The 14,621-nt window shown below is 43.9% G+C and carries 13 protein-coding genes and 1 tRNA gene; 7 read left to right on the forward strand and 7 right to left on the reverse strand.

Annotated elements, in window-relative coordinates; translation table 11 throughout:
• Position 1: 1 nt before the first annotated feature.
• The 4 genes from EXT47_RS13550 to EXT47_RS13565 all read left to right on the forward strand — a co-directional run bounded on the left by EXT47_RS13550 (position 2) and on the right by EXT47_RS13565 (position 4,089).
• The gene (locus tag EXT47_RS13550) at positions 2-436 is read left to right on the forward strand and encodes a DUF4426 domain-containing protein (protein ID WP_130126816.1); all 435 of its coding nucleotides are present in this window, start codon (positions 2-4) and stop codon (positions 434-436) included.
• An 8-nt stretch (positions 437-444) separates the two neighbouring features.
• Entirely contained in the window at positions 445-1,038 is a 594-nt protein-coding gene (locus EXT47_RS13555; RefSeq protein ID WP_039494445.1) for an XTP/dITP diphosphatase, read from the forward strand.
• Positions 1,035-2,171 (forward strand): radical SAM family heme chaperone HemW, encoded by a 1,137-nt coding sequence (gene hemW / locus EXT47_RS13560; RefSeq protein ID WP_039494444.1) that lies wholly within the window; start codon positions 1,035-1,037, stop codon positions 2,169-2,171. The genes EXT47_RS13555 and hemW overlap by 4 nt, the downstream gene beginning before the upstream one ends.
• A gap of 85 nt (positions 2,172-2,256) precedes the next feature.
• A complete protein-coding gene (locus tag EXT47_RS13565) occupies positions 2,257-4,089 on the forward strand; it encodes a DUF885 family protein (RefSeq protein WP_039494442.1) in 1,833 nt (610 codons plus the stop codon).
• 401 nt (positions 4,090-4,490) lie between these two features.
• Here EXT47_RS13565 and EXT47_RS13570 read toward each other — a convergent pair whose 3' ends face one another.
• From EXT47_RS13570 to EXT47_RS13580, 5 genes are all read right to left on the reverse strand, one after another.
• Positions 4,491-6,293 carry a HAMP domain-containing sensor histidine kinase gene (locus EXT47_RS13570; protein ID WP_039494441.1) on the reverse strand — a complete coding sequence of 601 codons (1,803 nt, stop codon included), beginning with the start codon at positions 6,291-6,293 and terminating at the stop codon, positions 4,491-4,493.
• 44 nt (positions 6,294-6,337) lie between these two features.
• Positions 6,338-7,729: a diguanylate cyclase gene (locus EXT47_RS13575; RefSeq protein WP_039494440.1), complete on the reverse strand. Its 1,392-nt coding sequence runs from the start codon at positions 7,727-7,729 to the stop codon at positions 6,338-6,340.
• A 329-nt stretch (positions 7,730-8,058) separates the two neighbouring features.
• Positions 8,059-8,190: a hypothetical protein gene (locus EXT47_RS24195; RefSeq protein ID WP_276319736.1), complete on the reverse strand. Its 132-nt coding sequence runs from the start codon at positions 8,188-8,190 to the stop codon at positions 8,059-8,061.
• A 57-nt stretch (positions 8,191-8,247) separates the two neighbouring features.
• Positions 8,248-8,394 (reverse strand): hypothetical protein, encoded by a 147-nt coding sequence (locus EXT47_RS23855; RefSeq protein WP_165383816.1) that lies wholly within the window; start codon positions 8,392-8,394, stop codon positions 8,248-8,250.
• Positions 8,395-8,620: 226 nt separating this feature from the next.
• Positions 8,621-8,705: transfer RNA gene (locus tag EXT47_RS13580), tRNA-Leu, on the reverse strand.
• A 317-nt stretch (positions 8,706-9,022) separates the two neighbouring features.
• Here EXT47_RS13580 and EXT47_RS13585 point away from each other — a divergent pair.
• Positions 9,023-9,520, forward strand: coding sequence for an RDD family protein (locus EXT47_RS13585; protein ID WP_130126817.1), 498 nt, complete (start codon positions 9,023-9,025; stop codon positions 9,518-9,520).
• Between the two features lie 93 nt (positions 9,521-9,613).
• Here EXT47_RS13585 and lptG read toward each other — a convergent pair whose 3' ends face one another.
• Together lptG and lptF are read right to left on the reverse strand one after the other, a co-directional pair.
• Positions 9,614-10,681, reverse strand: coding sequence for an LPS export ABC transporter permease LptG (gene lptG, locus EXT47_RS13590; protein ID WP_017217017.1), 1,068 nt, complete (start codon positions 10,679-10,681; stop codon positions 9,614-9,616).
• A complete protein-coding gene (gene lptF / locus EXT47_RS13595) occupies positions 10,678-11,790 on the reverse strand; it encodes an LPS export ABC transporter permease LptF (RefSeq protein ID WP_039494438.1) in 1,113 nt (370 codons plus the stop codon). Before lptF ends, lptG begins: the two co-directional genes overlap by 4 nt.
• A gap of 196 nt (positions 11,791-11,986) precedes the next feature.
• Between lptF and pepA the strand changes: the two genes are divergently transcribed.
• Positions 11,987-13,498 carry a leucyl aminopeptidase gene (pepA, locus tag EXT47_RS13600; protein ID WP_010377415.1) on the forward strand — a complete coding sequence of 504 codons (1,512 nt, stop codon included), beginning with the start codon at positions 11,987-11,989 and terminating at the stop codon, positions 13,496-13,498.
• A gap of 665 nt (positions 13,499-14,163) precedes the next feature.
• Positions 14,164-14,610 (forward strand): DNA polymerase III subunit chi, encoded by a 447-nt coding sequence (locus tag EXT47_RS13605; protein ID WP_010377414.1) that lies wholly within the window; start codon positions 14,164-14,166, stop codon positions 14,608-14,610.
• Positions 14,611-14,621: the final 11 nt, after the last annotated feature.

Below are 14,621 nucleotides of genomic sequence, written 5' to 3' on the forward strand. Positions count from 1 at the left end.
AATGAAATCATTGATTATTGCGTTAATGATGCTGCTTGCACCGGCCGCATTCGCTCAAGATGAACAAGGCGGCCAATTTAAAGACTTAGGTCCTTGGGAAGTGCATTATATCGCCTTCCCGTCCACCTTTGTTCAGCCCACAATTGCAAAAGCGTATGGCTTAATTCGTAGCGGTAACAAAGCGATTGTAAATATCTCGATCTTGGCCGACAAGCCAGGAAAACCCGCAGTTAAGGCACGCGTTGCAGGTAGCGCCAAAAACTTACTTGGTAAAACCGTACAGCTAGAGTTTAAAGAAGTCGTGGAAGGTGAGGCAATATACTATCTTGCCCAATTAGATTACGACGATGAAGATATTTTTCGTTTCGACATTGAGATCAGTGAAGGTAAGCAAAGCCGAAAACTCACGTTCTCACAAAAGTTTTATGTAGAGTAGAGAAACATATGTCAAATAAAGTGGTACTTGCCACGGGCAACCAAGGTAAAGTCAAAGAGCTTAGCGCGATGCTAAATCAGTATGACATTGAGGTATTACCGCAAAGTGAATTCAAGGTGCCAGAGGTTGCAGAAACCGGCACGACCTTTGTGGAAAACGCCATTATCAAGGCTCGTCATGCTGCTAAGATTTCTGGCTTGCCTGCCATTGCCGATGACTCAGGCCTTGAGGTAGACGCATTAAACGGCGCACCTGGAGTATATTCAGCGCGTTATGCTGGCGCAAACGCCGACGACCAAAAAAATATTGATCACTTACTCGCAGCGCTTGGTGAACAAACTGAGCGCAGCGCCCGTTTTTGGTGTGTTTTAGTTTATATGCGCCACGCTGACGACCCAACGCCGATTATTTGTCAGGCGAGTTGGGAAGGTGAAATCACCACAACACAACAAGGCCGAGAAGGGTTTGGTTACGACCCAATCTTTAAGGTACAAGGTTTAGACTGCACATCAGCAGAGCTAACCAAGGAAGAAAAAAACGCAATCAGCCATAGAGGACAGGCACTTAAACAACTCGTCAGTCACTTTCAAGGCCTCGCGTGAAACTACCTCCATTAAGTCTTTATGTGCACGTACCTTGGTGCGTGCAAAAGTGCCCTTACTGTGATTTCAACAGCCATGGTAAAAAGGGCGATATTCCTGAAACGGAATATATTCAACATTTGCTCCACGATATCAAAGCCGATCTTCACTATGTTCAAGGCCGTAAACTCAGTAGTATTTTTATTGGCGGTGGCACCCCTAGCCTGCTTTCCGGTGAAGCGTACCGCTATTTACTCAGTGAAATTGAGGCGCTAATTGGTTTTGAGGATGACATTGAAGTCACTTTAGAAGCAAATCCAGGCACAGTTGAGACAGATCGTTTTAAGCATTATGTCGCGGCTGGCATCAATCGTATTTCGATAGGAGTGCAAAGCTTACAACAGGAAAAGCTTACTCAACTTGGTCGTATTCATGGCGAGCAAGAAGCGCTCAATGCCGCTCAAGAAGCGCATCAAGCAGGATTAAATAGCTTTAATCTTGATTTGATGCATGGCCTTCCCAATCAATCTGTTAGCGATGCCTTAAGTGATTTAGAAAAAGCCATTGCGATGGCACCGCCACACCTTTCTTGGTATCAATTAACCATTGAGCCAAATACGCAGTTTGCCTCTAAGCCTCCGGTTTTACCTGAGGATGAAACACTGTGGGACATCCAAGAACAAGGTCAGGCATTACTTGCAGAGCACGGCTACCAGCAATATGAGATATCAGGCTATGCCAAAGCGGGATTTCAATGTCGACATAACTTGAATTATTGGCAATTTGGCGATTATCTCGGGATCGGCTGTGGTGCACATGGCAAAATCACTTTGCCTGAGCAGCAACAGATCTTAAGAACCGTAAAGGTAAAACACCCTCGCGGCTATATGGATCTGAGTAAACCCTATTTGTATGAGCAGTGGCATGTTGCAAGCGATGACAGACCATTTGAGTTTTTTATGAATGTGTTCCGTTTAAAAACTGCCGCATCAAAACAACAGTTTATTGACTACACTGGTCTTGAACTTAGCGCTATTGCAACGCAAATTGCTGAGGCCGTAGATAAGGGTTTGATTGAGGAAACCAACGATTCATGGCTAGTTACAAATAAAGGCCACCGATACCTCAACGATCTGCTAGAGTTATTTGTTTAATAAGATTATAGAAATTATGCGGGTGATATTCACTGCAACCCGCATGAGAACCGCCATTCGGCAACATATAATAAAAGGGTATAAAATGCGTAAATTAACCATTTTAGCAGCAGCGGTAAGCGTCGCGCTTTTTGCTGGCTGTCAACAAACCACACACTCTCCAGCACCTGCTCCAAAAGCTGAACAACAAGTTGTAAAAAGTGAAGTAGAAAAGGCAAACGCACTTTTTGAAGCGTCGTTTACCCGTGGCGTAATGCGTAGCCCAGTTTACCAAACTTATATGGGTATCAAACAAGACTACGACAAGTGGGATGACGGCAGCGAAGCACGCCAACTTGAAGATCTTGAACTGACGAAGCAAGACTTAGCTGCGCTTAATGCAATTGATCGCAGTAAGCTAGATGCCAATACGCAAGTGAGCTACGACTTATTCAAGCAAGGTCTTGAAAACACCATTGCTGATTTTAAATGGCGTTATCACTCATATCCGGTAAATCAGATGTATGGTACACACTCAATGGTGCCTGCATTTTTAATCAACCAGCATCAAATTACCGATGTGAAAGATGCCAAAGCCTATATCTCACGCTTAAACGGTGTACCAGCTGTATTTGATCAGCTCATCGTTGACTTAAAAGCGCGTGCGGACAAAGGTATTATTGCACCGAAATTCGTTTTCCCTCACGTCATTGAATCAAGTGAAAATATCATCAAAGGTGCACCATTTGCTGCGGGTGACGACTCAACGTTACTGGCTGACTTCAAACGCAAAGTAGCAACACTTGAAATCAGTGAAGACGAGAAGTCAGCGCTGGTAATAGAAGCAACAGACGCGCTAACAACAGCAGTAAAACCTGCTTATAACAAGTTGATTGGCTACCTACATAAACTTGAGAAAAAAGCAGACAACCGTGATGGTGCATGGAAGTTCCCTAACGGCGAAAAGTTTTATAATAACGCCCTAGCACGTACGACAACCACAGCATTAAGCGCTGAAGAAATTCACGAAATCGGTTTATCTGAAGTGGCGCGTATTCATGACGAAATGCGAGCAATCAAAGAGAAAGTGGGCTTCAAAGGCGATTTAAAAGCCTTTATGGAGTTCATGAAAACCGACAAGCAGTTTTACCTTCCAAATACAGAAGCTGGTAAGGCACAATATTTAGCCGAAGCCAAAGCGATGATCGATAATATGAAGTCACGCTTGGATGAGCTGTTTATCGTTAAGCCAAAAGCGGACATGATAGTAAAACGCGTAGAGGCATTCCGCGAAAAATCTGCTGGTAAAGCTTTCTACCAGCAACCTGCGCCTGACGGATCACGTCCTGGTGTTTACTATGCAAACCTTTACGACATGGAAGCGATGCCTACTTACCAAATGGAAGCCTTGGCTTATCACGAAGGTATTCCGGGTCACCACATGCAGATAGCGATTGCTCAAGAGCTAGAAGATATGCCTAAATTCCGTAAGTTTGGTGGCTACACTGCATACATCGAAGGTTGGGGCTTATATTCTGAGCTTGTACCAAAAGAAATGGGTTTATACGAAGACCCTTATTCAGATTTTGGTCGCTTATCGATGGAATTATGGCGTGCGTGCCGTTTAGTAGTAGACACGGGGATCCATGCAATGAAGTGGACACGTCAAGAAGGTATTGATTACTACGTAAATAATACACCTAATGCTAAGTCAGACGCAGTGAAGATGGTAGAGCGCCATATTGTTATGCCTTCACAAGCTACAGCGTATAAAGTGGGGATGTTGAAGATCTTAGAACTTCGTGAAGCCGCTAAGAAAGAACTAGGCGATAAGTTTGATATTCGTGAGTTCCACGACGTCGTACTGAAAAATGGCCCAGTTCCACTAAACGTGCTTGAATCATTTGTTGATGAGTGGGTAGCGAGCAAAAAAGGCTAATACCTACTGCCAATGAACCGAATAAAAGCCAGCATGATCAGTCATGCTGGCTTTTTTACTTTATTTACCTTACATAAGCTGTATTCAGATAAGCAAATCCGCATAAGAAATAACGGCCGCTAGAAAGCGAGTTGTTATCCCACGCTCCGGTTACTTAACCTGAGGTTTGGATAAGGAATGAGCTAACTAATTGCTTTTAAACTCACATTAAACTATTTCCTTATCTAGCCAGAGAGTTTTGGGGATAACCCCGCTCTCGCGTCCTGCTACCGCCCTGGTACCTACATCCTGTAGGCAAGACGAATTTATGCACCAATAGCTAGCTATTGGAAGTGAATTCAACGCAGTTAGCACAAAAACTGGCTGCTAGAAAGGCGTTAATTATCCGAAGCTCAGGTTACTCACTCTTCTGTAAAATTAAACTCTGTTCCGGTTAAAATAATATGTAAGCAGGCACCGCCATGCGCAGGGCTTTGCATTTTGATTTCACCCTTCAACTTCTGTGTTACTAAGTTATATACGATACTCAAGCCAAGCCCTGTCCCTCCCGAAAAACGCTTCGAAGTAACGAAAGGCTCAAAGATAGCGGGCAATAGCTCTTTATCTATACCGGCACCATCATCTTTAAAATAAAAATGGATATAATCATTAATTAATACGGTAGATACCACAATATTGAGCTTTTGCCCGTCAATCTTGGCGTGCTTGATGCAATTGTTAATACTGTACCCAACAACTTGGCTAAACACCGACGGGTAGCTGATCAAAGTTAGGTTTTCGGGGATTTCGAGTTCAATGGCATAGTCTTCTTGGTTTAATTCTGATTGGTAGCAATCAAAGACATTTTTAACTAAATGCTTAAGGTTGAACGTACTCTTTTCTTCAAACTCTCGATTCACTGCCACAAGCTTAAAATCATCTACCAGCGAGGCTGTGCGGTGAAGGTTATTTTCTAATAAATATAGCGCGGCTTCTGCCTCAGTAATTAGTGTCGTCAAGGTTTGCCGCTGTAACTTACCAAGTTCAAGTTGTGACTTTAGTGTAGCGACTTGCTCTTTTAAATGCGATTGGCTGGTAATAGCAACACCAAGCGGCGTATTAAGCTCATGAGCAAAGCCACTCACCATATTTCCTAGGCTCGCCATTTTGGCTTCTTCGATTAAGCGTTGCTGCGCTGCGCTCAGGCGCGCAAGCAAGGTTTCAATAAATGCTAATAGGTCATCGAGTTGATGAGCAATTTGTGCAATCTCATCGTTACCGTCAATATTCACCCTTAAACTAAAGTCTTCAAGCTTAGCAACTTTTACGAGTACTTTATTGATAGCCAGTATATGCCGTGTGACTTTGCTATTTTGATAATTCAGTAAGATAAGCACAGCAATATTCATCAGTACAATTAAAATGAGGCCATATAAAATGATACTTTCTTTACGTTCTTGCGTAACGGCTTGGGTACGGATTGATACTAGCTCAAACTGGCTTCGTAATTTTTGCTTCTCGGTGAATAGCTCCGCGCGTACGCCTTCACCATCGTGCAAACCTAGCTTTCGCAAAATAGCAACATAGCTTGCAAAACCCGCTTCATAACGTTTAAGCAAATTGCTTATCTCTTCACTTAGCGCGCTGTCTTTGATTAGTTGCTCAGCATGCATGACGAGTTGTTCATGTTGCTGCAAATAACTTAAGTCAGCTCTTAACAAAAAGTCTTTTTCTCGACGCCTTAATTCCAATATGGTAATTTCCAACTGAGGCATAGCCTTACCAGAAATTCGCTCCTGCAAGGCATGGGCGCTACGTCTGAACTCACCATAAATACCCGCATTTTCGTCATAGCCGAGTTGCTCATGCAAACGGATAAGTTCATCTAGTTTACCAAAGTAGGCTTTTGACAGTTCATCGAGCTGTAATAGCAAAGGCAGCAAGGCCTCTTCATTGGCCATAAAATTAAGCAAGTTACTAAAGCTATCCTGATAGCTGTACTTTAATTGTGGGATGACAGAAACATCATCTTTTTGTGCTCGAATAAGAATATGCTCTTCTTGATCCATGGTTCGTTGTAGAGCGGTTTGCAGCTGAGTAAGTTGTGCAGTAAGGCGAGCACTACGGCTCACTTCGTAATACAAAAACCAGCTGACGAAAATGATCACAATCGCAGAAGTCAACGCGGCAATTTTGAAAAATAGAACTGACTGCTTTAGCTGCACGGCACATTCTCACTTAATTGATACTCTGTAAGCTTAGTATAGTTCTAGTGGGTTTCCTGATTTGTTTCCAAAACCTCACTTTCTTTTTGCTGTCGTTGCGACAGATTTTTATCGTAATACATGCTGTGATCGGCGCGAGCCATGAGTTCCGAAACACTATCTTGATTTGCTGAAGGGAAAGCATAACCAACGCTTACCGTCGTTTGAATAGTGTGCCTATCAATTTGTAGCGGTTGCTTTTCAACCTGCTCCTTAATATTTTTTATAATTGAGTTAACCAAAGCGTCTTCTGACACTCTGTGCAAAATAATAACAAACTCGTCCCCCCCCAATCGCGCGATAAAGTCGTACACACGCACTGAGTTCATCAAAATTGACGAGACATGGAGTAACAGCTTATCTCCCACTTCATGACCAAACTTATCGTTTACTTGTTTAAAATTATTTAGATCGAGGTTAAGCAGCACAAATGACGGTTGCTCTGAACGACCAAGTAACGTATTGAGTTGCCTAATCGCATAGCGACGGTTGGGCAACTTAGTTAAATCATCTTGCAACGAGGCGGTATGTGCTAAGTGATACGAACGATAGAGTACTAATAACGAGAGAAACAATATTGAGGCAACAGCAGTAACCAAAATCTGAGCTTGTTGCCTTGCCTCCGCATAGGTGTTCTCGTCTATTTGATAATCAGCCACAAGCTGCCATTCACCAGATGGTAAATTGATTGGGATGACTAAATCTGGTGTTTCAAACAAGGTAGCAGAGCCATAAAATACATCCCCCTGTTCACCTAGTCCATCTCGACCTCGAATCGCTAAAGTGGCACTGTCCAACTCGTTAATGCCACTGTATTCAAGCAGCTTTTGATAATCTAGAACTACACTAATCGCGCCCCAGTAGTTTTCATTCCTCGGATAATCTGAAAACACAGGAAACCTCGCTATCAATGCTTCACCGCCTTGTACTAGCTGCAATGGACCGGCGATAAATACCTTTTGAGAGGCTCTTGCAATTTCAACGGTGCGAAACTGTTCAGGGTTAGTACGAAAATCGAAACCGATAGCCGCTCGGTTCCCTTCAACTGGATAGACATGACTGATGATATTATTTGGCGCGAGACCGACATGGCGAATCAGCGTCGACTTTTCAACGGCTTTAGCAACCACATGAGACCAATGCTCAATTGCAAAGTCAGGATCGATTGTAACAAAAGTCGCTAAACTCTCAGCTAGATAGGTGTCCATAAATATGGCGTTTTCAATTTTAGCGCGGACAAGTGAAATGTTAGACCTTACCGTTTCGGTTCTTTCGCTTACTTCCTGAACCACAATAGAGTGAGAAATAAGATTTACCGCGTAGAAAGTCAAACTCCAGAACACGATGGTAAACAACGATAACAGCACTATGGTTTGCTTTTCTACGGTTACCTTCATCGCCTCTCTTGCCTAATAAAATCTAGCTGCTTAAATCTACAATAAACCAATTTAATTACAAAAGCATAGGCAATTTACCGAAAACTGCCAGTTTTGTGAGGAAGTAACTGCCGGTTTAGAATAATGGGTTGAATCGTGAAGGTGGCTTGATTTGTAGCGGCGAATAACACATGTGATGTGACGCTTAAATCAATTCATCGAGATAAGACCAATTCGTTCGTCAAGATAAACCCAATTAGTCGAGATAAATCTCGACCTACGATTCAAGGCATAAAAAAACCCTTGCTAGAAAGCAAGGGTTATAAAAAGTGGTACCAGTGGGCGGACTCTTAACCTGTCTTAGCGCCACCCGCGTGGCGTCCAAGTCCAGTTGCACAAGGCTGGTCTGTAGAGAGAAACCAATCCACTGAGCCAATTAATCTAATTCGTCGAGATAAATCTCGACCTACAACTCGAGGCATAAAAAAACCCCAACCAATCGGTTAGGGTTATAAAAAGTGGTACCAGTGGGTGGACTCTTAACCTGTATTAGCGCCACCCGCGTGGCGTCCAAGCCCAGTTGCACAAGGACGGTCTATCGAGATAAACCAATCCATTGAGATAAACAAATCCATTGAGATAAAGCCAATTCGTCGAGATAAATCTCGACCTACAATTCGAGGCATAAAAAAACCCTTGCTAAAAAGCAAGGGTTATAAAAAGTGGTACCAGTGGGCGGACTCTTAACCTGTATTAGCGCCACCCGCGTGGCGCCCAAGTCCAGTTGCACAAGGCTGGTCTGTAGAGAGAAACCAATCCACTGAGCCAATTAATCTAATTCGTCGAGATAAATCTCGACCTACGATTCAAGGCATAAAAAAACCCTTGCTAGAAAGCAAGGGTTATAAAAAGTGGTACCAGTGGGCGGACTTGAACCGCCACGCCCGAAGGCAACGGATTTTGAATCCGTCATGTCTACCAATTCCATCACACTGGCATAATTTTTCTTTCATCTTCTAAAACAAGAGAAAATAAAGAAAAACCACTTTGAGCTCGGGCTTTTTTTATTTGCCTTCGTCTCTATGCATTGCATTATACAAAGGCGATTAAGAACGGCAAGTAATTTTTTTGCAATAAGGCGTTAACTGCTTGTTATTTGCGCACAATCAGTTAAATATTGCCCTAAAGTCAACTTTATTTCTGCTAAAACGGCAAAGACAAGGCGTTGCTAGTCCATTAGTTAACGTAATTCAGTAAACGTTTTACCGGTTTATGTGTAAAATACTCCGCAACCTTGTAATTATGAGAGTTGTTATGTCACATTTTGCTCCAGCGAATTTCAGCCGTCGCTTGGCTTCACTTATATACGACAGCTTAGTGGTCGTCGCGTTCGCAATGCTGACTACCGTGTTATTTTTACTAACCATCAATGCCTTAATTTCATTTAACCTGCTCGCGCTTGGCAATCATGAAGACGTATCGGCGCTGATCCAAGCGGATCCTATCTTATATACACTTAGAGCCACGTTATTGGTGTTGGTTTCGGTGCTATTTTTTGCCTATTTTTGGACTAAGAGCGGCCAAACTATCGGCATGCGCGCGTGGCGCTTAAAAGTGCAAACCCCCGACGGAGCACTGTTAACTTGGCCAAAAGCAATCGCTCGTAGCCTATGCGCGCTACTTGGACTGGGTAATCTGATAGTATTGTTAGACTTTAAAAAGAAAAGATCGCTCCAGGATATGCTGTGTGGCACTGAGGTAGTGCTACTGAGCAAAGAGGAAAATAAAAAGGTGTATAACAGCTTAGACTAATCTAAGCTTCAAATAGCAGCCTATTCCATTAGCCATGTCCATAAAAAATATAGGCCTCAATATGAGGCCTATATTTTTACTTAATTCAAAACGTTAATTTTGTTTCTTCAGCAGATGGATAGCCAATCCGATAAATAACAAGCTTGGCATTAACGCACCAACTACCGGTGGAACTTGATATACCATCACGATAGGGCCAAAAATTTCATTACTCAGATGGAAAGCTAAGCCTGTTACCACGCCCATAATAATCCGCGCGCCCATGCTCACCGTCCTCAATGGCCCGAAGATAAATGACAAAGCCACCAGCAGCATTACCCCAATCGTCAGCGGCTGCATCACCTTACGCCACAGCGCGAGTTCATAGCTACTTGAATCTTGCTCATTTTGCTTTAGATAAGCGAGAAATGACCATAACCCTGTAAAAGACAAAGCATCGGGCTCTATCGACACAACACCTAGCCTGTCTTCACTTAATTCAGACTCGTAGAGCATTGATTTTGAATAATGCGTTGTAATTTGCTGTTGATCGATATGCACTTCTTCCACATCTTGCAATTGCCAGCCGTTAGATATGCTTTGCGCCGACTGAGCGCGTACGATTTTTGCTAGTGTTAGTGAGTCATCGAAATAATAAATTGCGATATCTTTAAGCTTACCGTTTTTTTCAACATTACCAATGTTAATAAAATTGCCGCCGTCTTTCGCCCAAACACCACGCTGAGCGCTGTAGACTTCACCGCCATAAATTGCTTCGTTTTTTAACCGTTTTGCGGTTTGCTCCGCTTTTGGTGCGCCCCACTCTCCAAGCGCCATCATCAGTAATGCCAGCACCACTGCCGTTTTCATCACCGACATGATAATTTGAAAACGCGACCACCCAGCCGCTTGCATAACAATTAGTTCACTGCTTGAGGCAAGTGCACCAAGACCAATCAGGCCACCAATCAGCGCAGCCATCGGGAAAAAGACGACGATATCGCTTGGCATGCTGTAAATGGTGTAGAGCATGGCACCGAGTAAATCATAGCTGCCACGACCAACCGAGCGCAGTTGCTCAATAAACTTTATAAGCGTATTGATCCCAACAAAAACTAATAGCGCGAAACCCGTGGTTTGTAAGATGCTACGCCCTAAGTACCAATCTAGCGTCTTCATCATACCGTCGTCTCCCGTTTGATAAATACCGAGCGCACCCACACACCAAAAGGTCTTCCTTTCGCAATTAAATAAACGCCGATAAAGAGCACACTTAGGTGGATCCACCAGAGACCGACTGAAGCTGGCACTTTTTCTTCAGCTAACAAAAACTTGCCTGCATTGAGTAAAATGAAATAACCCAAATATAGCGTAATTGCTGGCACGAGCTTAGCGAACTTGCCTTGTCTTGGGTTTACCACACTCAAAGGAACCGCCAGTAAAGTGAGTAGCAAAATGGAAATGGGCACCGATAATCGCAACTGAAATTGTGCTTTTGCTTCTGGCGTATCCATTTCAAGTAACTGTAAGCTTGGAATAGCCTCTAATTTACGGCGCTGGTGTTCAATTTCTTGTTCTTTAATTTGCACTTGATAAGTACCGAATTCAGTGCGATTAAGTGCTTGGCTGAAACCATCGGTCTCGTACCGCTTACCTTCATGAAGGAGTAATTGCTGCTCACCACTATCAAGCTCAATCACTTCACCTTTTTGCGCATACACTAAACGAGCGGCTTGATTTGAGTCCTTCTCGGGCAATTGCGCGACAAACACTTTGTCTAATTCGCGGCCTTGTTCGCTAATACCGTGAACAAATACCACCGCTTTTTCATTGCCCGTTTGCTGAAATCTACCGGCTCTGAGAGTAGAAAGCCCCGATTCCGCATCAGCTTGCTCTCTTAATTGGTATTCTTTTTCGCTCGCCCAAGGTGCAATATACATGCTCACACAAGCGGCCAGTAATGCAAAAAATACACTAGAGACTAAAGTCACCCTAACCACATACCACTCACTGACCCCGCAGGCGCGCAGTACCGTCATTTCACTGTCGGCGTAAATACGACTATAAGCTAAAATGATCCCAAGAAAGAGACTAAGCGGTAAAATATAACCGGCCAACTGTGGCAGTTTTAACGCAAGCATAGCAAGTACTAACTTACCCGGTATACTCCCTTCAGACGCTGAGCTCAGAATGAGTACAAACTTTTGTGACAAAAATATTGTCATTAAGGTGAGAAAAACCGCAACCTGAGATTTTAGTACTTCACCCGTTAAATAGCGGAAAATAAGCAATGTTCGTCCCTATAAAACGTCTTGTTTCACTGGAATAGTGGGAAAAATTGAGTAAACTGATTATTTTAGTCACTTTATTATATGTCAATGCGCCGGAATATCCTACCTAAGGTTAAAGCATATTCATGACTTTAATGTAGGAAAGTGTGTTGGCGTAAAAAGTTCAAAATGACATGACAAAGACTCAGGAGTCGCAATGGAATTCAGCGTTAAAAGTGGTAGTCCAGAGAAACAGCGTAGCGCATGTATTGTTGTAGGTGTATACGAGCCACGCCGTCTCTCACCAATTGGTGAACAGCTGGATAAAATAAGCGAAGGCTATATCTCAAATTTACTCAGACGTGGTGATCTTGAAGGCAAACCAGGACAAGTTCTACTTCTTCATCATGTACCAAATGTACTAAGCGAACGCGTTTTGTTGGTGGGTTGTGGTAAGGAAAGAGAGCTCGATGATAAACAATACAAACAAATCATCTCTAAGACCATCAATACGTTAAATGAAACTGGCTCAATGGAAGCGGTATGTTTTCTGACCGAGCAACATGTTAAGGGCCGTGATACTTACTGGAAAGTTCGCCAAGCGGTCGAAACCACGCAAGATTGCCTGTATACCTTTAATCAACTAAAAAGCAAAAAGAGTGAGGCTAGACGCCCGCTACGTAAAATCGTCTTTAACGTACCAACGCGCCGTGAATTAACAATCGGTGAAAGCGCGATTGAGCACGGTCTTGCTATCGCAGCAGGTAGTAAGTTGTGTAAAGACGTTGCGAATATGCCACCAAATATCTGCAACCCTCGTTATTTGGGCGAGCAAGCACAACAGTTGGCTGAAGACTTTGATAACGTTACCGTAAACCTTGTTGGTGAACAAGAAATGGAAGAGCTGGGTATGCACTCATACCTAGCAGTTGGCCGTGGTAGTCGCAACGAGTCAGTGATGTCGGTTATCCACTATAACGGTGGTGACGAAGGCCAAGCACCAATCGTATTCGTGGGTAAAGGCTTAACATTTGACTCGGGTGGTATTTCTATCAAGCCTGGCGAAGCGATGGATGAAATGAAATACGACATGGGCGGAGCCGCAGGCGTACTTGGTTTAATGCGAGCTGTCGTACAAATGCAACTGCCACTTAATGTAATTGGTGTTTTAGCTGGCTGCGAAAATATGCCAGGGGGCGATGCTTACCGTCCGGGCGATATTTTAACCACTATGTCCGGTCAAACCGTTGAAGTACTCAATACGGATGCCGAAGGCCGCTTAGTACTGTGCGATGCGCTAACTTACGTTGAAGCATTCGAGCCAGAAACCGTTGTCGATGTAGCGACATTAACGGGGGCATGTATCGTTGCGCTTGGTAGCCATGCGACAGGTTTATTATCTAACCATAACCCGCTTGCCCATGATTTGCTAAAAGCGTCAGAACAAAGTGGCGACAGAGCGTGGCAACTGCCGCTTTGGGATGATTATCAAGAACAACTTGAAAGCCCATTTGCTGACTTTACGAACTTAGGTGGTCGCGCAGCTGGCACAATTACAGCCGCGTGTTTCTTGTCTAAGTTTACTAAAAAGTACAACTGGGCGCATTTAGACATCGCAGGTACTGCATGGCGCAGCGGCAAGAACAAAGGCGCTACAGGTCGTCCTGTGCCTATGCTGATGCAATATTTACTTAACCGCGCCAATATCACGGACGCACAGCAAGACTAATAGTCTGGTCGCGACACTTAACAAGCATAAGTCGCGACATAAAGTCGCTGCTACATAAGGTTACTCCAGACCGTAGCAGCGGGTTTATCCCTCGACATGTAGCAGCGGGTTTATCCCGCGACATGTAGCAGCGGGTTTATCCCGCGACATGTAGCAGCGGGTTTATCCCGCGACATGTAGCAGCGGATTTACCCCGCGACATAAAGTTGCAGCTCACAAGGTTAATCCAAACCGTAGCAGCGGGTTTACCCCGCGACATAAAGTCGCAGCTCACAAGGTTACTCCAAACCGTAGCAGCGGGTTTACCCGCGACATAAAGTCGCAGCTGCAAAAAGTTAATCCAAACCGTAGCAGCGGGTTTACCCCGCGACTATATCACGTACCAAATTAAGACTACAAAGCAACTAAACAACCTCAGCAAGCGCTTCCTACCACTTGCCATATTTTATTCTTCTTCGCTTGCTTCTTGATTGATGGTATTGCCTTTATATGGCAGAATACAGGCTTATTTATGTGCATTTAAGTGGCGCTATAATTAGTTTTAAACTAAGCCGCGCATACTGATTTTCTTCGTCTACGCTATCACGGTAAACAAGATTACAGATATTGAGCAGCTGTGGAGCCTGTGGCAAACCTCAGTACTCCTCGCAATTGGTATTATTATCATGACTATCAAAGCGCGCTTTTACGTGTTAAAACAAAACGATGAGCCGGGGATTAGCGTTCCGGCTCATTTTGATCTGGCAGCACAAACTGCGGCGAGCTTATATCAAGCTGGACACCGTATCTTTGTTAACGTCGATAATACTGACGACGCTCATTTATTTGATGAGCACCTTTGGTGTTTTGACGCAGACAGGTTTGTGCCCCACAACTTACAAGGCGAAGGCCCCAAAGGCGGCGCACCGGTGGAAATTGGCACTATGCCTCCTGCTGCTCGTCGCCCCGTGCTTATTAATCTAGCCCGGGTCGTCCCTGACTTTATTCGTCGCTTTGAACAGGTGATAGATTTTGTGCCTGTTGAAGCCAGCGCTAAGCAAGCCGCACGAGAACGCTTTAAGCAACTTCGTGCACTTGGCGCAACAATTTCCACTGAAGACATTGAGAAATAGCATTTTTAGGG

The organism is Pseudoalteromonas sp. CO342X, from assembly GCF_004208915.1.
GTDB classification, from domain to species: domain Bacteria; phylum Pseudomonadota; class Gammaproteobacteria; order Enterobacterales; family Alteromonadaceae; genus Pseudoalteromonas; species Pseudoalteromonas maricaloris.

What these genes read in the sequence shown, in the direction of transcription:
- EXT47_RS13550 (WP_130126816.1), top strand. Translation starts at nt 2, where the DNA reads ATGAAATCATTGATTATTGCGTTAATGATGCTGCTTGCACCGGCCGCA.
- EXT47_RS13555 (WP_039494445.1), top strand. Translation starts at nt 445, where the DNA reads ATGTCAAATAAAGTGGTACTTGCCACGGGCAACCAAGGTAAAGTCAAA.
- EXT47_RS13565 (WP_039494442.1), top strand. Translation starts at nt 2,257, where the DNA reads ATGCGTAAATTAACCATTTTAGCAGCAGCGGTAAGCGTCGCGCTTTTT.
- EXT47_RS13575 (WP_039494440.1), bottom strand. Translation starts at nt 7,729, where the DNA reads ATGAAGGTAACCGTAGAAAAGCAAACCATAGTGCTGTTATCGTTGTTT.
- EXT47_RS24195 (WP_276319736.1), bottom strand. Translation starts at nt 8,190, where the DNA reads ATGCCTCGAGTTGTAGGTCGAGATTTATCTCGACGAATTAGATTAATT.
- EXT47_RS23855 (WP_165383816.1), bottom strand. Translation starts at nt 8,394, where the DNA reads ATGCCTCGAATTGTAGGTCGAGATTTATCTCGACGAATTGGCTTTATC.
- EXT47_RS13585 (WP_130126817.1), top strand. Translation starts at nt 9,023, where the DNA reads ATGTCACATTTTGCTCCAGCGAATTTCAGCCGTCGCTTGGCTTCACTT.
- lptG (WP_017217017.1), bottom strand. Translation starts at nt 10,681, where the DNA reads ATGATGAAGACGCTAGATTGGTACTTAGGGCGTAGCATCTTACAAACC.
- pepA (WP_010377415.1), top strand. Translation starts at nt 11,987, where the DNA reads ATGGAATTCAGCGTTAAAAGTGGTAGTCCAGAGAAACAGCGTAGCGCA.
- EXT47_RS13605 (WP_010377414.1), top strand. Translation starts at nt 14,164, where the DNA reads ATGACTATCAAAGCGCGCTTTTACGTGTTAAAACAAAACGATGAGCCG.